This window comes from Neisseria brasiliensis (genome assembly GCF_009671065.1).
Lineage (GTDB): Bacteria > Pseudomonadota > Gammaproteobacteria > Burkholderiales > Neisseriaceae > Neisseria > Neisseria brasiliensis.
In genome coordinates this window covers 1,702,707-1,726,486 of record NZ_CP046027.1, presented here as the reverse complement: position 1 = coordinate 1,726,486, position 23,780 = coordinate 1,702,707, and the positions used below count along the sequence as shown (strand labels likewise).

18 protein-coding genes are annotated in these 23,780 nt (G+C 49.5%); 7 read left to right on the top strand and 11 right to left on the bottom strand.

The annotated features are described in order from the left end of the window. Positions 1–71 precede the first annotated feature (71 nt). Both GJV52_RS08635 and ppsA read right to left on the bottom strand, forming a co-directional pair. Complete coding sequence (locus GJV52_RS08635) at positions 72–809, bottom strand: toxin-antitoxin system YwqK family antitoxin (protein ID WP_100562946.1); 738 nt, start codon at positions 807–809, stop codon at positions 72–74. A 349-nt stretch (positions 810–1,158) separates the two neighbouring features. Beyond that, positions 1,159–3,546, bottom strand: a complete 2,388-nt coding sequence (ppsA, locus tag GJV52_RS08630; RefSeq protein WP_100562929.1) for a phosphoenolpyruvate synthase — start codon at positions 3,544–3,546, stop codon at positions 1,159–1,161. Positions 3,547–3,966: 420 nt separating this feature from the next. Here ppsA and ppsR point away from each other — a divergent pair, with 420 nt between their 5' ends. After that, positions 3,967–4,788, top strand: a complete 822-nt coding sequence (gene ppsR / locus GJV52_RS08625) for a posphoenolpyruvate synthetase regulatory kinase/phosphorylase PpsR (RefSeq protein WP_095502240.1) — start codon at positions 3,967–3,969, stop codon at positions 4,786–4,788. 69 nt (positions 4,789–4,857) lie between these two features. On the opposite strand, the gene GJV52_RS08620 is transcribed toward ppsR, so the two are convergent. The 3 genes from GJV52_RS08620 to yjgA form a co-directional block, all read right to left on the bottom strand. Continuing rightward, complete coding sequence (locus GJV52_RS08620; RefSeq protein ID WP_100562932.1) at positions 4,858–5,286, bottom strand: hypothetical protein; 429 nt, start codon at positions 5,284–5,286, stop codon at positions 4,858–4,860. 287 nt (positions 5,287–5,573) lie between these two features. Then, on the bottom strand, positions 5,574–7,274 hold the full coding sequence (recJ, locus tag GJV52_RS08615) for a single-stranded-DNA-specific exonuclease RecJ (RefSeq protein ID WP_100562934.1): 1,701 nt from the start codon (positions 7,272–7,274) through the stop codon (positions 5,574–5,576). Positions 7,275–7,356: 82 nt separating this feature from the next. Continuing rightward, positions 7,357–7,893 carry a ribosome biogenesis factor YjgA gene (yjgA, locus tag GJV52_RS08610; protein ID WP_095503265.1) on the bottom strand — a complete coding sequence of 179 codons (537 nt, stop codon included), beginning with the start codon at positions 7,891–7,893 and terminating at the stop codon, positions 7,357–7,359. Positions 7,894–8,041: 148 nt separating this feature from the next. On the opposite strand from yjgA, the gene pmbA reads away from it, so the two are divergent. Continuing rightward, positions 8,042–9,373 carry a metalloprotease PmbA gene (gene pmbA / locus GJV52_RS08605; RefSeq protein WP_100562936.1) on the top strand — a complete coding sequence of 444 codons (1,332 nt, stop codon included), beginning with the start codon at positions 8,042–8,044 and terminating at the stop codon, positions 9,371–9,373. 146 nt (positions 9,374–9,519) lie between these two features. Further along, positions 9,520–10,692, top strand: a complete 1,173-nt coding sequence (locus GJV52_RS08600) for a glycosyltransferase (protein WP_100562938.1) — start codon at positions 9,520–9,522, stop codon at positions 10,690–10,692. 52 nt (positions 10,693–10,744) lie between these two features. Here GJV52_RS08600 and tehB read toward each other — a convergent pair whose 3' ends face one another. After that, entirely contained in the window at positions 10,745–11,614 is an 870-nt protein-coding gene (gene tehB / locus GJV52_RS08595) for an SAM-dependent methyltransferase TehB (RefSeq protein WP_100562939.1), read from the bottom strand. A 107-nt stretch (positions 11,615–11,721) separates the two neighbouring features. Here tehB and rnhA point away from each other — a divergent pair, with 107 nt between their 5' ends. The 3 genes from rnhA (at position 11,722) to GJV52_RS08580 (ending at position 14,048) form a co-directional block, all read left to right on the top strand. Then, complete coding sequence (rnhA, locus tag GJV52_RS08590) at positions 11,722–12,159, top strand: ribonuclease HI (RefSeq protein WP_100562940.1); 438 nt, start codon at positions 11,722–11,724, stop codon at positions 12,157–12,159. Between the two features lie 167 nt (positions 12,160–12,326). Further along, positions 12,327–12,725 carry an HIT family protein gene (locus tag GJV52_RS08585; RefSeq protein WP_095503260.1) on the top strand — a complete coding sequence of 133 codons (399 nt, stop codon included), beginning with the start codon at positions 12,327–12,329 and terminating at the stop codon, positions 12,723–12,725. A gap of 135 nt (positions 12,726–12,860) precedes the next feature. Then, positions 12,861–14,048 (top strand): LD-carboxypeptidase, encoded by a 1,188-nt coding sequence (locus tag GJV52_RS08580; protein ID WP_100562941.1) that lies wholly within the window; start codon positions 12,861–12,863, stop codon positions 14,046–14,048. A 77-nt stretch (positions 14,049–14,125) separates the two neighbouring features. On the opposite strand, the gene GJV52_RS08575 is transcribed toward GJV52_RS08580, so the two are convergent. The 5 genes from GJV52_RS08575 to rimP form a co-directional block, all read right to left on the bottom strand. Then, the gene (locus GJV52_RS08575) at positions 14,126–16,123 is read right to left on the bottom strand and encodes a PhoX family protein (protein ID WP_100562942.1); all 1,998 of its coding nucleotides are present in this window, start codon (positions 16,121–16,123) and stop codon (positions 14,126–14,128) included. Positions 16,124–16,403: 280 nt separating this feature from the next. After that, positions 16,404–17,363 carry a calcium-binding protein gene (locus tag GJV52_RS08570; protein ID WP_100562943.1) on the bottom strand — a complete coding sequence of 320 codons (960 nt, stop codon included), beginning with the start codon at positions 17,361–17,363 and terminating at the stop codon, positions 16,404–16,406. A 302-nt stretch (positions 17,364–17,665) separates the two neighbouring features. Next, positions 17,666–20,464 carry a translation initiation factor IF-2 gene (gene infB / locus GJV52_RS08565; protein WP_095503256.1) on the bottom strand — a complete coding sequence of 933 codons (2,799 nt, stop codon included), beginning with the start codon at positions 20,462–20,464 and terminating at the stop codon, positions 17,666–17,668. Positions 20,465–20,475: 11 nt separating this feature from the next. After that, entirely contained in the window at positions 20,476–21,981 is a 1,506-nt protein-coding gene (gene nusA / locus GJV52_RS08560; RefSeq protein ID WP_095503255.1) for a transcription termination factor NusA, read from the bottom strand. Between the two features lie 27 nt (positions 21,982–22,008). Next, positions 22,009–22,440, bottom strand: a complete 432-nt coding sequence (gene rimP / locus GJV52_RS08555) for a ribosome maturation factor RimP (protein ID WP_095503254.1) — start codon at positions 22,438–22,440, stop codon at positions 22,009–22,011. Positions 22,441–22,754: 314 nt separating this feature from the next. Between rimP and GJV52_RS08550 the strand changes: the two genes are divergently transcribed. Next, positions 22,755–23,714 (top strand): IS30 family transposase, encoded by a 960-nt coding sequence (locus GJV52_RS08550; RefSeq protein WP_154143172.1) that lies wholly within the window; start codon positions 22,755–22,757, stop codon positions 23,712–23,714. Positions 23,715–23,780 lie beyond the last annotated feature (66 nt).

Here is a 23,780-nt window from a genome sequence, read left to right as displayed (position 1 = left end):
GGTTCAACATACAACAAGGCCGTCTGAAAGCATTTCCTTTCAGACGGCCTTGTTGTATAAACATTACTTATTTATTCGATTTCAAACCCATCTTGATCCCACAAAGTCTTTTTGACCAATTGGTCGTTTTGATACACGGCTTCTGATTTTTTCGAACCGTCTTCATACCAATCCAACACAATGCCGTTGCGGCGGCCATTTCTAAACGACATTTCAGTCAATAATCTGCCGGATTCATCCCAACTGAGCATTTCCATCGGTTGATCGTCCACCATCCGCATTTCTGTTTTCGGGCTACCATCGGCATACCATTGTTTCCAATAGCCGTTGGCTTTATCGTTTTTAAACTGGATTTCGCTTTCTTTATTGCCGTTGCGGTAATAGCGGGCACCAACACCGTTGCTCAAGCCATTCAAATAAGGCATAACGGCTGATTTTTTGCCATTCGGATACCAGTTGGTCCATTCACCATTGGGCTTGCCATTACGGTAGCTGCCGACCATTTTTTTCTGACCATTAAAATGCCATAAGGTCAATGTTCCATTATCCAAGACCGGTACAAACACCTTAATCTGGTTGGTTTGCACTTGATAAGGCTCGGAATATTTTTTCATGGATGGATAATAAAAATCCTGCACCTGCGCCAAACCGGCGTTGACTTTATACTGACGCACGTAGGCCACAGACGACATCGTCGCGGTAATCTTGCCTTGTTGATTGAAGTACACAGAATGAGTTTGCGCCCAAGCCGCTGCTGATACAGCACTCATCGCTACCGACACCAAACCCATTGTCAAAAACCGGTTCATTTTCATCATCCATATAGAAAGCCTCGTGCCATGACAATCAGCCTTCATTTATTTACATGCTTGATTATCGTACAATATTCAGAAAATCAAGGATTATTTTTCAATTTAACCATTATAAAACAAAGTATCTATATTTGTTAAATACAATATTTTTATATCATTGATTAAGGCGGCTCCCACACAGCGCAAATTGCTTTATTAAAATGATAATGGGATAACTTACTTTAAAACTGCTTATTAAATATAAACTAGGCCGTCTGAAAGCTACAGTTATTGAATCCCAAGCGGCAAAAAACCGCCCTGCATTCACAGGGCGGTTAATCGTTTAGGCTAATCTTTTCAGACGGCCTTACTTGTTCAATTCATTGGCCAAATACAACCAAGTTTCAATCACGGTATCCGGATTCAAAGACACGCTTTCGATGCCTTCTTCAACCAACCATTTGGCGAAATCAGGATGATCTGACGGGCCTTGGCCGCAAATACCGACGTATTTGTTTTGCTTGCGGCAGGCAGAAATCGCCAAGTGCAGCATCACTTTCACGGCAGGGTTGCGTTCATCGAAAGTGGTTGCAATCGGGCCGCCGCTGTCACGGTCCACACCCAAAGTTAATTGTGTCATGTCGTTAGAGCCGATTGAGAAGCCGTCGAAGTATTGCAGGAATTGCTCGGCCAACAATGCGTTGCTTGGTACTTCGCACATCATGATCAAACGCAGACCGTTTTTACCGCGCTCTAAGCCGTTTTCTTTCAAAGCTTTAATTACGGCTTCGGCTTCGCTCAACGTGCGCACGAACGGAATCATGATTTCAACGTTGGTCAAACCCATCTCATCGCGAACGCGTTTCAGTGCTTTACATTCCAGTGCGAAACATTCGGCAAAATCTTCCGACACATAACGTGCGGCACCACGGAAGCCAAGCATTGGGTTTTCTTCGTGCGGCTCGTATTTTTCACCGCCGACCAAACCGGCATACTCGTTAGATTTGAAATCGGACATACGCACGATGGTTTTGCGTGGGTAAACCGAAGCAGCCAATGTGGCCACGCCTTCGGCGATTTTATCCACGTAGAAATCAACCGGAGAAGCGTAACCGGCAATGCGGCGGCTGATTTCGGCTTTCAATTCGTCATCTTGGCTGTCAAATTCGAGCAAGGCTTGCGGGTGGATACCGATTTGGCGGTTAATGATGAATTCCATGCGCGCCAAACCAATTCCATCGCTCGGCAGGCTGGAAAAGCTGAACGCCAATTCAGGATTGCCGACGTTCATCATCACTTTTACCGGCGCTTTCGGCATATTGTCCAACGCCACGTCGGTTACGTTCACATCCAGCAAACCGGCATAAATCAAACCGGTGTCGCCTTCGGCACAAGATACGGTCACTTCTTGGCCTTCTTGCAGCAATTCGGTGGCGTTGCCGCAACCTACTACCGCCGGAATACCCAATTCACGCGCAATAATTGCGGCGTGGCAAGTACGGCCGCCACGGTTGGTCACAATCGCAGAAGCGCGCTTCATCACCGGTTCCCAATCCGGGTCGGTCATATCGGTAACCAATACGTCACCGGCTTCCACACTTTCCATTTGTGAAGAATCTTTCACCAAGCGCACTTTACCTTGGCCGACTTTTTGGCCAATCGCACGGCCTTCAGCCAAGACTTGTTTGTCGCCGTTGATGGTGTAACGACGCAGGCTGCGGGTGCTGTCTTCTTGAGATTTCACGGTTTCCGGACGGGCTTGCAGGATATACAGTTTGCCGTCAACACCGTCACGACCCCATTCGATGTCCATCGGACGGCCGTAGTGTTTCTCAATGGTCAATGCGTAGTGTGCCAACTCGGTCACTTCTTCATCGGTAATCGAGAAGCGGTTGCGGTCTTCTTCCGGCACGTCAATATTGGTCACAGATTTACCGGCTTCGGCTTTATCGGTGAAAATCATCTTGATTTGCTTAGAACCCATGGTCTTACGCAAAATCGCCGGTTTGCCTTGTTTCAAAGTTGGTTTGAATACATAGAATTCATCAGGGTTTACCGCGCCTTGCACGACGTTTTCACCCAAACCGTAAGACGAAGTCACGAACACTACTTGATCGTAACCCGATTCGGTATCGATACTGAACATCACGCCTGAAGAGCCGCTGTCTGAACGCACCATGCGTTGTACACCGGCAGACAAGGCCACGATATCGTGTTCAAAGCCTTTGTGTACGCGGTAAGAAATGGCACGGTCGTTGTAAAGCGAAGCAAACACATGGTGCATGGCTTCTTTTACATTTTCCAAACCATTGATATTCAGAAATGTTTCTTGCTGACCGGCAAATGAAGCGTCCGGCAAGTCTTCTGCAGTTGCAGATGAACGAACGGCTACAGAAATATCCGCAGTACCGGCATCGGCAACCATTTTGTTCCAAGCTTCTTCAATTTCGGCATTGAGCTGCTCAGGGAACGGCGTATCCAAAATCCATTGGCGGATTTCTTTACCCACGCGCGCCAGCTCGGCCACATCTTCAACATCCAGCTTAGCCAATGCAGCAGAGATACGCTCACTCAAGCCTTCGTGTGCCAAGAAAGCACGGTATGCGTCGGCCGTGGTGGCGAAGCCGCCCGGTACGCGTACGCCTTTTTCAGTCAACTGACTGATCATTTCGCCCAAAGAAGCATTTTTACCACCTACGCTTTCGACGTCGGTCATGCGTAAGTTTTCAAACCAAATCACGTAGTTTGCTGCCATTTTTCATCCAGTTCGTATTATGTTAAAAAAGAAATGAATCTGCTCATTTATTCTAAGACATTCGAACTATTCCTGTCATGTACTTTATGCTTCAAAAATGCTTAAGGCCGTCTGAAAAATTGCGGGCTACAGCGATGTAGTGAAATGAAATCAATATAGTTGAAATGTATCGAAACAGCTTACACCCTTGTAAAATATAGGGTTTAAGATAAATTAATGAAATTACGATACCTCTATTAATCATTTAAATTAGCATAAAATTTCAAAAATTTCGATTTTTCTTATAAAAAATTGGTATTTTAACTTTATTTAATTTTGTTGTAATTCTTTGTAGTTTGAAACGATGCGCTTTATTGCGACCGCGTCTCTTGCTATTATCAAACTTATATCTTCTACATTTCATTCATTAGAGAGAAACGTATGTCCAAACCCCGCCATATTTTTTATATTTCCGACCGCACCGGCCTGACCGCTGAAAACATCGGCGAAGCACTGCTCAATCAATTCGGTAATCTCGAATTCAAACGCTACACCTACCCTTTCATCAACACCGTTGAAAAAGCACAGGAAGTGATTGCCAAAGTCAACGCCAATGCCGAAGCCAACGGCGAACGCCCAATTGCTTTTGTCAGCGTGGTGAATGATGAAATCCGCAACATGATTAAAACCGCCAATGCCTACCAAATCAATTTCTTTGAAACCTTCTTAGGTGCATTGGAAAAAGAGTTAAACGCCGAAGCCACTTTGGCCTCGCAAGGCCACCACAGTATCGGCAACACCCAACGCTACGACGCGCGTATGGAAGCGGTGAACTTCTCACTCAATCACGACGACGGCGTCAGCGACAAAAACCTGCAAGAAGCCGATGTGATTTTGATGGGCGTATCGCGCTCCGGCAAAACCCCGACCTGCCTGTATCTTGCACTGCAATACGGCATCCGCGCCGCCAACTACCCGCTGATTCCCGATGATTTAGAATCGAGCGATTTGCCGCGCATGGTGAAACCTTACAAAGACAAATTGTTCGGCCTGACCATCCAACCGGAGCGCCTGCAAGCCATCCGCCAAGAGCGCCGCCCGAATTCGACCTATGCGCAAATCAACACCTGCCGCAGCGAAGTGGCCGATGCGCAAGCGATGTTTAAACGCCACGGTATTCCGTTTACCAATACCACCGATAAATCGGTAGAAGAATTGGCGGTATACATCTTGCAAGCTTGTCAACTGAAACGCCGTTTCTAATCTATAGATAATAAAAGGCCGTCTGAAACATCGTGTTTCAGACGGCCTTTTTTGATGAAAACCAGTATACTATTTTCTCACCAAAAAATAAAGCCCGCTCAAGGTCAACACAATTCCCACCACTTTTTGCCATGAAAACTGCTCGCCAAACAGCCAAATCGCCAACGGTATCAACAGCAAAGCGGCCATACCGTTCACCGCCACGCCCGACCATTGTGCCGAGCCACCAGATTGGTAAGCCAACAAAAAGCCCAGCTCAATCAGCAAAATACCACCGGCCACCAACCAAACACGCCAATTTGCTGCCAGCGTGGCAGTATCATTAAACGACACTTTGCCGAACAAAGGCATCAGCAGTAAGCTCAACACCAGCGCCGCAGCATAATACACTGCCAACACGCTCATCGGGTTACTTGCCACATCATGCAGTGATTTTTGTCCGGTGTGGTACAGTACATTACCCAAAGCGGCAACAAGTAAAAATATCAGAAATTTCATGGCATGACTTCAGTTTAAAATCCAAACAATATTCAGGCCGTCTGAAAGCATTTACTGACTTTCAGACGGCCTGAGACCTTTGCAAAACTCCTTCAAGAGCCAGCACACATAAAACAGCCGTCATTCCCGCGCAGGCGGGGATCCATTTTTCAATATGACAAACTATTGAATAAAATAGGTTTCTTGAATTCTGAGATGGATTCCCGCCTGCGCAGGAATGACGGCAGTTTTGGTTTTTATTAATGATTGATCAGTTTTGCAAAGGTCTCGGCCTAATTTTATATTCTTTACGCCGCTTCCCAATAATCAATATAAAGCTGCAATTCCACATTATTGCGCCATTCATTGGCTACGGGGCGGTACACGGTGCGGATATATTCGGGAATTTCTTCGCTGCATCGCCAAAACATTGCTTCAAATTCAAAGCCGTCTTTTTGCAGCCACACTTTTTTATGCTTGCCTTCCGCGCCCATCCATTGCTGGCGCACGACATGAAATTCATCGGTAAAGCTTGGCGGTGCAAAGCCCTGTCCCCATACATGGCGGGCAAGGTTTTGCGCTTGTTTCAAGGTAATTTCGACCGCAGGCAGGCTGCCGTCGGTAATGAAGGTTTGCGACAAATCGTCTTCGCGCACCATATCGCGCACGGCTTGCTCAAAGGCCGTCTGAAACGCAGGAATATTGTGTTCTAAAATACTCAAACCTGCCGCCATTGCATGGCCGCCGAATTTCAAAATCAAATCGGGATGGCGTTTGCTGACCAAATCCAAGGCATCGCGCAAATGCAGATTGGGAATGGAACGCCCCGAACCGCGCACTTCGCCGTTATCCGCCGGCGCAAACACAATGGTCGGGCGGTAAAAGCGGTCTTTCAAGCGGCTGGCGACAATGCCGACCACGCCCTGATGATAGTCTTCACGGTAAGCCACCAACGTGGTTTGCTGGCTCGGCAAGGTTTCGGGGAATGAATCCAAGGCATCTTGCAGCATGGATTGCTCGATTTCGCGACGCTCGATATTAAGGTTGTTCAACTGTGCCGCCAGCTCTTGAGCCTGTGCGTCATTGTCGGCCAGCAAACAGGCGATGCCGAGCGACATATCGTCCAAACGGCCGGCCGCATTGATGCGCGGCCCCAACGCAAAGCCCATGTCAAACGGCTGCGCCTTGCGCCAATCGCGCCGCGCCACTTCAAACAATGCGCGAATGCCCGGCCGCATCTTACCCTGCCGCATGCGTTTTAACCCCTGCGACACCAAAATGCGGTTATTGTGGTCAAGCGAAACCACATCGGCCACCGTACCCAATGCCACCAAATCCAATAATTCCGCCAGATTCGGCTCTTGCAGGCCGTCTGAAAAATAGTGTCGGCGGCGCAATTCGGCACGCAAAGCCATCAACACATAAAAAATCACGCCCACGCCGGCCAGACTTTTGCTCTCAAAGCCGCAACCGCGCTGGTTCGGATTCACAATAATACAATCCGGCACCTGCTCGGCCGGAAGGTGATGGTCAGTCACCACCACATCCAAACCCAAGGCCTGCGCCCGTGCCACACCGGCCAAGCTGGCGATGCCGTTATCCACCGTCAGCAGCAGGTTGGTGCCCTTTTCTGCTGCGATTTCCGCCAATTCAGGCGTGAGGCCGTAGCCGTGTTCAAAACGGTTGGGCACCAAAAAATCCACCACCGCTCCCATCGCGCTCAAGCCTTTGATGCCCACTGCGCAAGCAGTTGCACCATCAGCATCGTAGTCGGCCACAATCAAGATTTTTTCCTGCCGCGCAATGGCATCGGCCAAACGCGCCGCCGCCGCTTCGCATTGGGTCAGCGACTGATACGGCAGCAATCCGGTGAGCTTGTCTTCCAATTCCTGCGGTGTTTGCACATCACGCGCGGCACACAGGCGCGCAATCAGCGGGTCGGCACCGGCATTGATTAAGGTGTCGCACACGGATTGGTTGATTGAACGGGTTTGTATCTTTACGGCCATGTTGTGGTTTCATGAATAAGGTTAAATGATTTTCAGACGGCCTGTGGTTTACGAGGCCGTCTGAAACTGTAAGAGAACATAATTATTCTTCAATATCTGCGACATCAAAATCATCATCGCCACCAGAATTACCTTCCATCACAGCCTTCACTTCTTGGAACAAAGCGCGGAAGCTTTTCGGCGGTTTGTTTTGCTCCTGCTCTTTGCGCGTGTTGCGGATTAAGGTGCGCAGTTTTCCGGCATCGGCTTGCGGGTAATCGGCCATGAATGTCGTAAACGCATCATCGTCGGCAATCAGACGTTCGCGGGCTTGCTCCACGCGTTGCAAAAAGGCATTGTGCGCCGCATTGTCGCCGCGCAGCTTGGCCAGATAGCGTTCAATCGGCTCGGGATCGGTGTCGCGCATCAGGCGGCCGATATATTGCGCTTGGCGTTTGAGCGCGCTGTTGGAGGTGATTTTTTTATAGCCTTGCACGGCTTCGTATAAATCTTCGTCCAAACCGATTTTCTTCAGCGTTTCGTTCGACAGCTTGGTCAATTCCATGCCCAAATCCTGCAGATGGTTCATCTGCTTTTTCATCTGGGTTTTGCTGACCCATTCTTCTTCGTTGTCAATCATATTGCATTTGCTCAGTAAAATTTTTCAATCGCTGATTTTACCATGAGATGACGGGCTGTCGGTTCAATATATCCCACCTATGACGACATTTTTGCCGAGGCCGTCTGAAAACAGTTAAAATAAGCGCACTTTTTTCCGGATAATCTTTATGCTGTTTAACCACTCTCAAGACGAACTGATTCAACTGTGCAGCCAAACCCTGTCGCTGGCGCAGCAATTGGGTGCCACAGCTGCCGAAGCCGACTTCAACGAATCCATCGGCCAAGGCGTGAGCGTGCGCCTGAACGAAATCGAGCAAATCGAATTCCAGCAGGATAAATCGTTGGACATCACTGTTTACGTCGGCCAACGCAAAGGCCGCGCCAGCACCGCCGATTTCTCGCCAAATGCCTTGCAAGACACCGTACAAGCTGCCATCGACATCGCCAAATACACCGCCGAAGACGATTGCGCCGGCTTGGCCGATAAAGATTTGATGGCCACTGAAATCGGCGATCTCGACCGTTATCACGAGTGGGATTTAAGTGCCGAAGCCGCCATCGAATTGGCGAAACAATGTGAACAAGCCGCCTTGTCATTCGATCCGCGCATTGAAAATTCCGAAGGCGCGGGCGTGCAAACCAGCCATTACCAATACGTTTACGGCAATTCGCACGGCTTTATGGCACACCAGCAAGGCACGCGCCACAGCATTTCCTGCAGCGTGGTCGCCGCCGATGAGCATGGTATGCAGCGTGATTATTGGTATGACGCGTCTTGCCGCCATCAAGATATGGATACACCGGAAAGCATCGGCCGCATCGCCGCCGAACGCACCGTGCGCCGCCTCGACAGCCAAATCCTGCCTACCGGCAGCTATCCGGTGATGTTCAACACCACTGTCGCCGGCGGTTTAATCGGCCATTTGGTCGGTGCATTGAGCGGCGGTGCGCTTTACCGCCAAAGCAGCTTCTTAATCGACAGTTTGGGCAAAAAAATCCTGCCCGATTTCGTCAACCTGCGCGAGGAACCGCATATCCCACGCGCTTTCGGCAGTACTTATTTCGACTCCGAAGGTGTTGCCACCCGCCCGCGTTTCCTGATTGAAAACGGCGTGGTACAAGGCTACCTTTTAAGCAGCTACAGCGCCCGCAAACTCGGCATGACATCCACCGGCAACGCAGGCGGCGCACATAATCTGTATCTCAGCCACACCCACACCAGCCAAGCCGACCTGCTCAAAGAAATGGGCACAGGCTTACTGGTAACCGAACTGATGGGGCAAGGTGTCAACACCATCACCGGCGACTATTCGCGCGGTGCCGCCGGATTCTGGGTGGAAAACGGTGTAATCGCCTATCCCGTGCACGAAATCACCATTGCCGGACGATTGCAGGATATGTATCAAAACGTCGTCGGCATCGCCAACGATGCCCTGCGCCGCTCGTCCAACAAAATCGGCTCGGTGCTGATTAGTGAGATGACCGTAGCGGGCGAATAAGGGTGGATAGTTAAAGGCCGTCTGAAAGCATTTCCTTTCAGACGGCCTATTCTTCCCATCAAATATCCATTATTGAAATTGAATTATTTTCGATTCTTTAGGTCTGAATGATTTGAATCATTCCCTATCTCTTTTCAGGAATCCCCATGCACGTTGTCGTTCTCCCTTCTTGGTATCCCAAATCCCAGCAAGATGTTGATGGAATTTTCTTCAGAATTCAGGCTCAAGGCTTGCAGAAAAGCAGCAAAATCAACAAAGTCAGTGTCATTGCGCCGATGTTCCGCCACCTGCGCGCGCAGCCGAAAACCTTGCTTAGCGGCCCTTACGGACTTAGAAAATATCAAGAAAACCAAATGGATATCTATGTTTATGACGGCATGTATCTGTTCCCGCGCTCGCCTTTTGTTGATTTAAACCGCGTGTTGTGGGTACGTGCAGGCATGAAAGCATTTGAAGCCTACATCAAAGAAAACGGCAAACCCGATTTAATTCATGCGCATGTGGTGAATTATGCCGGCATTTTGGCCTGTAAAATCTTCAAGAAATACGGCATTCCCTACATTATCACGGAACACAGCAGCACCTACGCCCGCGATCTGATTCGTGATGACCAATGGCCGGCTATGCGCGAAGCAGCCAAACACGCTTCCGGCCTTTATGCCGTCAGTCGCGATTTTGCCGACTTACTCAATCAAAAATATCCCGGCACACAATGGTCTTATTTACCGAATATTTTAGGCAAAAACTTCACCCAACCGTTTGAATTTCCTGAAAAATCAGAAAGCGATTTCACCTTTTGCAGCGTTTCCCATTTGCGCCATTTAAAAGGCCATGATTTACTCCTGCCCGCCTTTGCCAAAGCCTTGCAGAAATATCCTGATTTAAAACTCAAAATCGGCGGTGCCGGCCCGGAAGGCGAGAATCTAAAAAATCTTGCCAAACAATTGGGCATTACCGAATCAGTCAGCTTCTTAGGCGCGCTGAAAACCAATGAAGTATTGAATTTAATGCGCCAAAGCGATGCGTTTGTGTTGGCCAGCCGCACCGAAACCTTCGGCGTGGTGTATATCGAAGCCCTGTCGCAAGGCTTACCGGTAATTGCCACAAAATGCGGCGGGCCACAATCGATTGTGCGGCCGGAAAACGGTTTTCTGATTCCGGCTGAAAACATCGATGCACTCGCCGATGCATTGATTCAAATGTATGAACAGCGCGACCGTTTCTCACCACAAAAGCTGCGTCAAGATTGTTTGACCGAATTCAGCGAAGAAGCTATTATTAATCAATTGATTGGCAAATTTGAAGAAATTTTGGCATAACGATCATATCAATCATCATAGGCCGTCTGAACACTTCAGACGGCCTATTGCTTTACGCCGGCTTTTTCGCCAGCATGGTCACAAATTTAAACTGAATCGGATTGCCAAATTCGTCTTTGGCGTGCATCGCACCCAATTCTTCTTTGTATTCAACTAATTCCCAATCCTGATAGTATTCGCGCAATTCGCCTTCGCTGAATTTAAACGGAAACGGCATCGGGCATAGAAAATCTTCGGTATCCATCGCCGAGACAATCAAATTGTAGCCACCAGCTTTGGTGCGCGTTTTCATGTTGGCAATCACTTGCGGAATAAAGCGCGGCTGGAGGAACATCATCACCACGGTTGCCACAATGTAATCGAAATCGTCCTGAATATTGGCGGCATTTAAATCGTATTCAAACGCATCCACTTCCAGCCCTTCGCGTGCGGCCAGCTCCTGCACGTTTTGCACCGCCATCGGGTTGTTATCGACGGCGGTGACGTCGAATCCTTGCAACGCGAGATACAACGCATTGCGGCCTTGTCCGCAGCCCATGTCCAATGCCTTGCCCGGCGGCACGATGTTTTCAGCGGCGCGTACGGCAGAATGCGTGGCGCTCATGCCGTATTTTTTGTGGAAATAATCCGCGGCTTGGCAGTAGAACTCAAGCTGGATTTCGGTATCAGCCGTTTGCGCTTGGATTTTATGCCATTGCTGCGGCGCAATCAGCCAATCATCGGTCTCGGACGTGAGTTCGTGTTCGGCCAAAGTTTCGCCTGTTTCCGACAATTCATAAAATTTCAGACGGCCTTTTTTGACGATTAAATTGCCCCATGTACCTTCTTGGGTATTGTGTTGGCTCAATAAGGCTTCGGGAATGGTGTCGGCAGTCCAAACCGGCAATTGCTGATAGCGGAATAATGCTTGTGACGCGCTCATGTGGTTTCCTTTTAAAATAACATTCATATTATATGCTTGTTTATTTTAAATTCAATCTTTTCAGACGGCCTGTGTTATGATTCGGCGGTTCAATCAAGAGACGTTTTATGGATAAAACCGTTTACCTATATACCGACGGCGCCTGCAAAGGCAATCCGGGTGCGGGCGGCTGGGGCGTGTTGATGCGCTACGGCGTGCATGAAAAAGAGCTATTCGGCGGCGAAGCCGAAACCACCAACAACCGCATGGAACTCACCGCCGTCATCGAAGGCTTGAAAAGCTTGAAACGCCGCTGCACCGTGCAAGTCTGCACCGACTCGCAATACGTCAAAAACGGCATGGAAAGCTGGATTGCCGGCTGGAAAAAAAACGGCTGGAAAACCGCCGCCAAAAAGCCGGTGAAAAACGATGATTTGTGGAAAACGCTGGATGAACTGGTCAGCCAACATGATGTACGCTGGACGTGGGTCAAAGGCCACGCGGGACATGCGGAAAACGAACGCGCCGATGAATTGGCCAACCGTGGCGCGGCAAAATTTATGTAGTGTGCGCAAATGAAAGATTCATTACATCTTCTGCCAAACTTGTTTCCCAACCGACAAATTGCCACATTTTTCTAAAGTTATGTCAAAAGGCCGTCTGAAAAGATGATTCAGACGGCCTTTTCTCTTAGAATATGCCCTTCGATTCGATTGATGTCATAAGGATTGCCATGAGTTGCCCGATTTGCCATGCGGAAAATGAAGATGTTTTGCTGCAAACACCGAATCTGCGCGTGATTGCCGTGCACAATGAAGCCGGTTCGCCTGCTTTCTGTCGCGTGATTTGGCAACAACATGTCGCGGAAATGACCGATTTGCCGCAAGCGCAGCGCGATGAAATCATGGATATGGTCTATCGCGTGGAATCCGCCATGCGCCAAGTATTGAAACCGACCAAAATCAATTTGGCGAGCTTGGGTAATGTGGTGCCGCACCTGCATTGGCATGTGATTGCGCGTTTTGAAAACGATGCCAATTTTCCGGCACCGATTTGGGCACCGGCCAGCCGCAGCCACGAAATGACGCTGCCGCAAGATTGGCCGCAACAAATCAAAGCCCTGCTGGCTTAAGTTTCAGACGGCCTCTTGGATTACAGGCCGTCTGAAACATTTAATCAATCCCATTTATTTGGCTGCCTGCTGTTCAAACGGCCTGATATAAATGAACTATACGGCGTTTTGCCGCCCCATCAAAAAGGATGTTTTATGTCTTGGAAACCTTCCCGCCGCCATTTTTTACGCGCTTCGGCCGCAGTGGCCGGTGCAGGATTGCTGCAAGCCTGTGGCACCAGCTCTACCCAGAAACCTACTGTTAACCGTACCCCATCAAGAAGCCAAACTGTGCAACCCCGCCGCCCCCAACCTGCCCGCTCCGGTGACAATATTTTGCGTGTTGTCGCGCCTTCCGGCTTTGCCGAATCTTACGACCGCGTCAATGTCGGCTTAACCCGCCTGTATAACGCCGGTTTTACCGTCACCAACCAGCAGGCCGGTTTGCGCCGTTATCAGCGCTTTGCCGGAACCGATGCCGAGCGCATCAATGATTTCCAAGAAGTCGCCAGCGGCCGTGTGAAAACGCCTAAAGTCTTGATGGGCTTGCGCGGCGGCTATGGTGCGGCACGTTTGTTGCCAAACATTGATTTTGCTTCCTTGGGCGCGCGTATGCGTGAACGCGGCACCTTATTTTTCGGCTTCAGCGACGTATGCGCCGTGCAATTGGCCTTGTTGGCCAAAGGCAATATGATGAGTTTTGCCGGCCCGATGGTGTATAGCGAATTCGGTAAACCTACCCCGAGCGTGTACACCATGGATTCGTTTATCCGCGGCACCACCAACACCACCAACATCATCGATGTCTCCGCCATCCAGCGCAGCGATATGAATGTGGAAGGCACACTCTGGGGGGGCAATTTGAGTGTATTGGCCTCATTGGCCGGTACGCCTTACATGCCCGATATCAACGGCGGCATCCTGTTTCTCGAAGATGTGGGCGAACAGCCTTACCGCATCGAGCGCATGCTCAATACGCTCTATTTATCCGGTGTATTGCAAAAGCAACGTGCGATTATCTTCGGCGATTTCCGTATGGGCACCATCCGCGATATCTATGATTCGAGCTATGATTTGTCGGCGGTCATCAACCAAATCAACCGCGTAACCCGTGTGCCGGTATTGAGCGGCTTCCCATTCGGCCACATCACCAATAAAGCCACCTTCCCACTAGGCGCACACGCTAAAGTGCGCAGCACCGGCAGCGGCGGCTATTCGGTAACCTTCAGCGGCTACCCGACCTTAAATGCCAACAGCCTCAGCCTCGATACGCTGTTGCCGCCGCCAATGCCAACCTTCGATTCCTCTTCTTACAACACGATTATCGAAGAAGTGATTGAGTAATTCATCGTCAATAGTAAAGGCCGTCTGAACAAATATTGTTCAGACGGCCTTTGTGTTGTCATTAGAAGGATTTTTATTTAGCTGCCAATCAACCCACCATCATTCTTGGTAATCACCACCGTTGCCGCACGCGGACGGCCGCCGCGAATGCCTTCCGGCCATGACGATACTGCTTTCGGATTGGTCGGATCAGACGCGCCTTTAGCCGGTTCGCCTGGGTGTTGAATGTTGATAAACAGCGTTTTATTGTCCGGTGTGAACGCAATGCCGGTCACTTCTGCGCCGTTTGGTGCGGTCAGGAAACGGCGGTATTCGTCGGTACCCGGAATCGTAGCCACCATTTGGTTGTTGCCCATGCCGGCATATTCTTTCATGTTCAGCGTGGAAGTCGATACGTCGGTTTGAATCCACAACACACCGCGATGATCGAATGCCAAACCATCCGGACTACCGAAGGCGTCGCCGCTGATGTTGCCGCGATGTTCTTCTTTGGCCGCATCCGGTTTGCCCGCCATCACCAAAATATCCCATTTAAACGCGGTTTGCGTGCCGTCACCATCGGCTTCCTGCCAGTGGATGATGTGGCCAAACAAATTATTGCTGCGCGGATTGGCGGCATCAGTGCCCGGTTTGCCTTCTTGGCCGCGTTGGCTGTTGTTGGTCAAAGTGCAATACAGGCTGCCGGATTTAAACGGGTCGGCGGAAATCCATTCCGGACGATCCATTTTGGTGGCGCCGACTTTGTCTGCCGCCAAACGGGTTTTCACCAACAATTCTCCTTGGTCGGCAAAGCCGTTTTCTGCGGTCAAACCGTTTTGGCCGTGTACCAACGGCAGCCATTCGCCGGTGCCGTCTTCATTGAAGCGCGCCACATACAGCGTACCCTCTTCCAGCAAACGCATATTGGCCGCGCGGTGTTGCTCGCCCGGTTGGTAACGGTTTTTTGAAACAAATTTATAAATGTATTCAAAACGTTGGTCGTCACCCATATATACTGCCAAACGGCCGCTTGGGGTAACGGTCAGCTCGGCGCCTTCGTGTTTGAAGCGACCCAAGCCCGTGTGTTTGCGCGGCGTGGATTTTGGATTAAACGGGTCGATTTCGACAATCCAACCAAAGCGGTTCGGCTCATTCGGATTTTTGCTGCTGTCGAAACGCTCGTCCACCTTGCTCCACAGATAATCGTTTTCTTCCTTGCCGATGCCGTAGCGTTTCTCCAATGGCGTGATTTCGCCGCTGTTGTTGGTGAAAATGTCGCTCCAGTTTTCTTCGCAGGTCAGATAAGTGCCCCACGGCGTGCGGCCGTTGGCACAGTTTTGCATCGTACCCAACACCAGCGCGCCTTGGCTGTCGGCGGCGGTGCGCATCAGGCTGTGGCCGCGTGCAGGGCCGGTTACGCTCATCGGGGTGTTGGCGGTAATGCGGCGGGCAAACGGCGACGGACGCACCACTTGCCAGCCATTGGCACCACGGCGAACTTCCACCATCGAAATCCCCATTGCGTTTTGGCCTTTACGGGCTTTTTCCAACGACCAGTTGGCCATGCCGTCAGGGAACAGCAAGCCGTTGTCGATGTATTCGTGGTTCATCGCCAGCAGGCCGCGGTTGGATGTTTGTGAACCCAAAGGCAGCGAGAAAAACGCCATACCGTCGTGGTGCATACCAGCTTGTGCGGCCTGCTCGGCTGCGCTGTTGCCCGCATTGCTCTTAAATGCCGGCATATTACCCGCGATACCGGTGCTGTCGCCCCAACGGTACAGCACTTGCGCGGTATAGCCTTCCGGCACAATCACTTTGTCTTTAGTGGAAAACGGTACGCTCTTAAAGCCCAATGTGGTGGCGCGCGAGAAGCGTGGTGTTGGTTGGAAACGTGTTGCTTCTGTCGCGGCTTGCGCTTCCTTGCTCATCAGGCTCAACGGCAACATGCTGGTCACACCCAATGCGCCGAAGCTCTGCAACACGCGGCGGCGTGACAGGCGCGCGTCCATAATTTGAGAAAACGCCGGATTATTGCTGCTGTTGTCGATGTCTTCGGCGTGTGATTTTTTGATGGTGCCGACAAATGGTTTACCCATGATATTCCCTATTCAGATATGTTTCAGACGGCCTACTGAAGATATTTGCCCGACAAAATGCCCGCACGTTTCAGACGGCCTATTGCTCAATAACCGCAGGCAGTTTAGCAAGGGAATGTGACAAAGATGTGACGATACGGATTGAAAGCTAAAAATTCTTTAATCTTTTAACTATTACAAAACCAATATAAATCAATGATTAATGAATCAAATACAAAAGGCCGTCTGAAAACCTATGGCTTTCACACGGCCTTTATTTTTGTCACAATTCAATCATCAATCAGATTACGGCAGCGTTGTTTTGCTCCAGCTGGCTTAATGCGGCGCTGAATTCGGCAGCACTGTAGCTTTGACCGTTTTCAAAGGTAAAGCGGTCAACGCCGGTACCGGGCTGATCGTTGAAATTCAACACGCCTTCTTCGTATTGCGCAATGGATACGGAATCATTGCTGCCTTTGATGCCGACAAGCCACGTTGTCCATACACCTTGTGTGGTGGTGGTCAGCGTCAAATCCGACAAGGTCAAATCACCGGTGAAATGCAGGGTTTCGCTCTCGGATTTTAAGTCAAGGTAAAGGCTTTCTTTGCCGTCGCCCCGTCCGAAATTCACCAGGGTTTCGCCGTATAAGTATTGATTGGCGATAATCAATGCATTTTGTTCATCAAAATGAATCACCCAGCCGGTATTACCGTCGCTGTCTAAAAGTGATTCAATGCGAATGCTTTCAGGGCTGACACCGGCAGCAAAACGTACGGTATTATTGCCTTCGCGGTCAGATAAAAAATCCTTACCGCTATTGGCTTGGAAAAAATAAGTATCGCTACCCAAGCCGCCGTATAGCTCATCATTACCGGTTTGGCCGTTCAAAACATCATTACTGGTACCGCCATAAAGTTTGTCGTGGCCTTCACCGCCGTTGAGCACATCGTTGCCGTGATTACCGAATATTTCATCATTACCACGACCGCCGTTCAAGCGGTTTTTGCCTTCATTGCCTACCAACATATTGCCGCTGTTGTTGCCTGAGCCGTAAATATTGGCGCTGCCGGTTAACACCAGCGCTTCGACATGGGTCGGCAACACATAGCTGACATCGCTGTACACCGTATCATAACCGCCATTGGCCTGTTCTTTAATGGTATCTTGGGTTGATTTCACATAATAAGCATCATCGGCAGCCGTGCCTTCGAAATGTTGGGTCAAGCTTTGAGTAGTACGTAATTGTTGATTCGTTTCCATGGTATAAGACTGCAGTAATTGAGTTGTTAACGTTATGCAGCCATAGGCCGTCTGAAACAGCGATTAATCAGACCGTATAGTGCGAGCATTAGACCTGTCGAAAATGAAAATAGTTCAAATACACTAATTAAATAACTGACTGTTTTAAATTAACTTTTTAATAAATTAACAAATTATTCCAAGTGAATTTAATACTGATTTTATTGAACTTAAATCTACAATATTCACCATTCATACACTCTAATAAACCATAAAAAAGGCCGTCTGAATTCAGACGGCCTTTCATCGACTATTCAATCACATTACAGCGAACGCGCCACTTCGACGATATCGAAGCATTCGAGCTGGTCGCCTTCCATGATTTCATTATAGCCTTTGAGCATCAAACCACACTCAAAGCCCATGCGCACTTCTTTGACATCGTCTTTATAGCGTTTCAACGAAGCCAGTTCGCCGGTATGAATCACCACGTTGTTACGGATCAGACGGATGTGCGAATCGCGTTTTACCACACCATCGGTCACCATACAGCCTGCAATATTGCCGACTTTGGATACGCTGATGACTTGACGGATTTCCACCGTACCGGTTACCTGTTCTTTTTCTTCAGGTGCCAACATACCGCTCATGGCTGCTTTCACATCGTCAATCGCGTCGTAGATGATATTGTAGTAGCGGATTTCTACGCTCTCGGTTTCAGCCAGTTTGCGTGCAGATGCATCAGCGCGCACGTTAAAGCCGATAATCACGGCACCGGAAGCGATGGCCAAGTTGACGTCACTCTCGGTAATACCGCCGACACCGCTGTGCAATACATTGACTTTGACTTCGTCGGTCGACAGTTTTTTCAGACTGCCTGACAAAGCTTCGTAAGAACCTTGTACGTCGGCTTTGATGATAACCGACAAAGATTGCGCTTGGCTTTCGCCCATGTTGTTAAACATGTTTTCCAGCTTCGCCGCTTGTTGTTTGGCCAAACGGACATCACGGTATTTACCTTGACGGAACAAAGCAATCTCGCGCGCTTTTTTCTCGTCGGCCAACACCATGGCATCTTCACCCGCATTCGGCACATCAGACAAGCCCAAAATTTCTACCGGAATAGAAGGACCAGCTTCGCTAATCGACTTACCATTTTCATCGCTCATGGCACGGATTTTACCAAAGGCCGTACCGGCCAACAGCATATCGCCTTTACGCAGCGTACCGCTTTGCACCAACAGGGTAGCTACGGCACCGCGGCCTTTGTCCAAACGGGCTTCAACGATGATACCTTTGGCCGGCGCTTCTACCGGTGCGGTCAATTCCAATACCTCAGCTTCCAGCAACACAGCTTCGAGCAAGGCATCAATGTTCAGACCTTTTTTGGCCGAAACATCGATAAATTGAACATCGCCGCCCCATTCGTCCGGCACCACTTCATGCGCGGTCAATTCTTGACGGATACGCTCAGGGTTGGCCGCTTCTTTATCGATTTTGTTCACAGCAACCACCATCGGCACACCTGCTGCTTTCGCGTGGGCAATCGCTTCGATGGTTTGCGGCATCACGCCGTCATCGGCAGCCACCACCAAAATCACGATGTCAGTCGCTCTGGCACCACGCGCACGCATCGCAGTAAACGCTTCGTGACCCGGGGTATCCAAGAAGGTAATCACACCGCGTGGGGTTTGTACATGGTAAGCACCAATGTGCTGGGTAATACCACCGGCCTCGCCTTGTACCACTTTGGCACGACGGATGTAGTCGAGTAACGAGGTTTTACCGTGGTCAACGTGACCCATCACGGTCACTACAGGCGGACGTGACAGCAATTCGGCTTCCACAACTTCGGCGTTTTCATCCAAGAATGCTTCCGGATCGTCCGCAGCAGCCGGTTTACCGATATGGCCGAGTTCTTCTACCACGATCAATGCGGTATCTTGGTCGATGGATTGGTTGATGGTAACCATCATGCCCATCTTCATCAAGGCTTTCACCACTTCCACGCCTTTTACCGCCATTTTGTGCGCCAAATCGGCTACGGTAATGGTTTCCGGAATCAACACTTCATGCACCACCGGCTCGGTCGGCGCTTGGAAGGCGTGTTGATTTGGCTCCAGCTTGAGCTGTTTTTTGCCTTTTTTGCCACCACGAACGCGTTCGTCTTGGCCACCTTGGTTACGGCCGCCTTTGGCATTTTTACCGCCGCGTGGACGGGCATCGACATCATCACGATTACGGCGATCATCTTTTTTCGCACGAGCCGGAGCAGCTGCTTTATCAGCTTCTGCCGCTTTTTCAGCAGGCTTGGCCGGTTTAGAAGGTTTCGCGCTGCGCACTTCGCCGGCTTTGTTTTCTTTAGCCGCTTTTGCTTCTTGAGCAGCCTGTTGTTTCACGGCTTCACGACGTGCTTGACGCTCTTGTTTCTCACGCAACAAAGCTTCTTGGGCAGCACGCAGTTTAGCCGCGCGCTCGGCTTCTTCGTCACGCATAGCCTGTTCGGCCGCACTCACCACCGGTTTAGGTACGGCCGGCGCCGACACAGCTTTTTTCGGTGCTTCTTTCGCTTTGTTTTGTGGCTTGTCCTGTTTTGGTTTAGCAGCCGGTTTGGCTTTTTCTTCAGCCTTCTCTTCAGACGGCTTCACTTCAGGCTCAACGGCTTTTTTCTCTTCTGCTTTGGCTTGTTGCGCCGCTTTCAAGCGGGCTGCTTCAGCTTCCGCTTTTGCGCGTTCGGCAGCAGCTTTCTCGGCTGCTTCTTTTTCCGCTTGCGCTTTGCGTGCTGCTTCCGCTTCAGCTGCTTTTTGTGCTTCAGCCTTGGCTTTGGCTTCGGCCGCAATCTCATCGGCAGAAGGAATGCTCACGGCACGGCTGCGACGGCGCGTTTCCACTTTAACGCTGCCCACAGTGCTGACTTCTTTTTTGGTACGGCTAATGCTGATGGTGGCGTTGTCGCTGCCATTTTGCTTTTTCAAATATTGAGCCAAAAGCTGCTTATCTTCCAAAGTCAACGAGTCGCTGCCGCTACTTTTATTCACGCCAGCGCTTTGCAGTTGCTTCAACAAAACATCGACGGGTTTATTCATTTCGGTGGCAAATTGTTCTACGGTTGTGTTACTCATCTATTACCCCCTCAGTTACTTTCTTCGGTGAACCAATGTTCGCGCGCAGCCATAATCACAGTTTTGGCTTCGTCTTCGGTCACACCGGTAATTTCAATCAATTCATCCACGGACAATTCGGCCAAATCGTCACGCGTGGCAATACCGGCTTGCGCCAGATCGCGCAGCATATCCGAATCCAAACCTTCCAGATTGCGCATATCTTCTGACATATCGGCCAATTTTTCTTCCGAGGCAATGGCCAAGGTCAAAATCGCATCGCGGGCGCGGTTGCGCAGGGCTTCAACGATTTCTTCGTTAAAACCTTCAATTTCCAACAACTCAGCCGCAGGCACATACGCCACTTCTTCCAAGGTTTGAAAACCTTCTTGTACCAACACATCCGCTGTTTCGGCATCGATATTCATGTGGCCGATAAACAGTTCGCGAATGGCGGCATCTTCTGCTTCATTGCGCTCATCTGCTTCTTTAACAGTCATGATGTTCAACTGCCAGCCGGTCAAATCCGATGCCAAGCGCACGTTTTGACCACCGCGGCCGATGGCCAAGGCCAATTGGTCTTCTGCCACAATCACATCAACGGCATGTTTGTCTTCATCAATCAAAATACGGCTGACTTCGGCAGGCGACAAGGCATTAATCACAAATTGTGCGGTTTCAGACGACCACAACACCACGTCAATACGCTCGCCTGATAATTCGTTGCTCACCGCATTCACGCGCGAACCGCGCACACCAATACAAGTGCCTTGCGGATCGATGCGCTGGTCGTTAGCTTTTACCGCCACTTTTGCACGTTGACCCGGGTCACGCGCCACTTCGCGGATTTCCAACAAGCCATCGGCAATTTCAGGCACTTCCTGCTCATACAGTTTGGCCAAAAATTCGCCTGAAGTGCGGCTCAACACCACTTGTTTGCGGCCGGTATTGCCGATTTCTTCCACGCGTACAAACAAGGCGCGAATGCGGTCGCCGCTGCGGAAGTTTTCACGCGGAATCATTTGGTCGCGCGGAATCAGCGCATCTAATTTGCCTGAAATCACTTCCACGATGATGCCGTGACGCTCAACACGCTTCACCGTACCCATAATAATGTCTTCTTTTTGTTGCAAGAATTCATTCAGGATTTGCTCACGCTCGGCATCGCGGATGCGTTGCAGAATAATTTGTTTGGCGGTTTGCGCAGCTTGACGGCCGAAACCTTCATTTTCCAGCTGCTCTTCGTAATATTCGCCGATTTGAATATCGGTACCCGGAATTTCTTCTTGAATTTCTTCAATGGTTTTTTCCACATCCGGATAAGTATAATCTTCGTCGGCCACAATCAACCAACGGCGGAAAGTACGGTATTCGCCGGTATCACGGTCGATTTCGACACGCACGTCCATGTGTTCGCGGTTGGCTTTCTTTTTGGCAGCGGTTGACAGCGCAAACTCCAAAGCCTGAAACACCACTTCTGCTTCTACGTTTTTCTCGCTTGCCAAAGCTTCGGCAAGTTGTAACATCTCACGACTCATCTTTAGAATCTCCGTTATGTATTATGTTTAAAATTTGAATTCAGGACGCAGACGGGCTTTGTCGATATTGCTGATTTCAATCTCAGCGGTTTTGCCGTCGAAAGCAACGGTAACCACATCGTTTTCACATTTTTCGATGCGGCCGATAAAGTTTTTCTGACCATCAATCGGCAGACGGGTTTTGATTTTGGCGTTTTCACCGGCAAAGCGGGCAAAGTCGGCGGCTTTTTTCAGCGGACGATCCAAGCCCGGGCTGGAAATTTCCAAACGCTTGTAATCCACGTCTTCCACCATGAAAACGCGGCTCAAATGGTTGCTCACCGTGGCGCAATCTTCCACGGTAATGCCTTCCGGCTTATCGATAAACACACGCAAATCGCCTTGCGCGGTCAGCTCGAAATCCACCAGCTCATAGCCCAAACCGGGCAGGGTTTTATCAAGAATATTTTGAATATCCATGCGACTCCACAGTATAAAAACAAAAAAATGGCCCGATGGCCATTTTTCTATAAATTTGAAAAATTGCCGTATTATAACGCATTTAAAAGCAAAAGAAAAGCATTGATTTCGCTTGCCTTTTTTCAGACGGCATAGTGATATTCTTGCTTTACACCATGCTTTTTCATTTGTATTGATTGTCAACAAAATAAGCCTGTTTGATTTTCAGACGGCCTTACATGTAGGAAATCATCGCCTAACAAGTGCAATTTCCAATAACAGAAAAGGCCAGTATGCGGTAGTATACTGCCTTTCCTGACAAGAAAGATTGCAATATGGCCTACACACAACTGACCTCACACCAAAGATACTACATTTCCAGACATTACCGCAACCTACCCCTAAACCAAATCGCACAGAACATCGGTTGTCATCCCGCCACCGTCAGTCGGGAAATCAGACGGCATTCCGTCAACGGAACCTACTGTTACCGAAAAGCACAACAGCAAAGCGAAGTTAAAAAGAAAAACAAAAAGCCAACCAAACTAACTACTGCCGTCAAACAGACTGTTAACAAACTGATTACCCAAAAATACAGCCCCGAACAAGTCTGCGGCTATCTGCTGAAACATCAACACATCAAACTGCACCACAGCACCCTTTACCGCTATCTCGCCAAAGACCGTCAAAACGGCGGCGACCTGTACACCCATCTGCGTATCGTTTCCAAACCCTACCGCAGAAAATACGGCAGCGGTGCATGGACAAAAGGCAGCGTACCGGACAGAACCGACATTGAACACAGACCTGCCATTGTCGATCAAAAAGAGCGGGTCGGCGATTTCGAGATGGACACCATTGTCGGTAAAGATCAAAAAAGCGGACTGGTGGTTGCTGTTGAAAGAAAAACCAAATTTGTCGTTATCCGCAAAATCAGCAATTTCAAAGCAGAAGATGTAGCCCGGGTAGTGATTCGGGCATTGAAGCCGTTTAAAGATATCATTCAAACGATTACTTTGGATAACGGTAAAGAGTTTTACCGACATAAAACCTTTGCCAAAGCCCTGGGTGCGGAAACTTACTTCTGCCGTCCATACCATTCTTGGGAAAAAGGCTTGGTGGAGAATACCAACGGGCTGATCAGACAATACTTCCCAAAGGGGACGGATTTTAGGAAACTGGGTGCTAAAAAGATTAAAGCGGTTGAGGAGGCCCTTAACCGCCGACCGAGAAAGACATTGGACTATGAGACACCGGGTGATCTGTTTTCAGCAGCCCTTGCCAATGGCATTTGAGCGTTGCACTTGAAATGCGAATGTAAGACCGTCTGAAAACTGGGTGATATTCAAAACCGTGTTTCA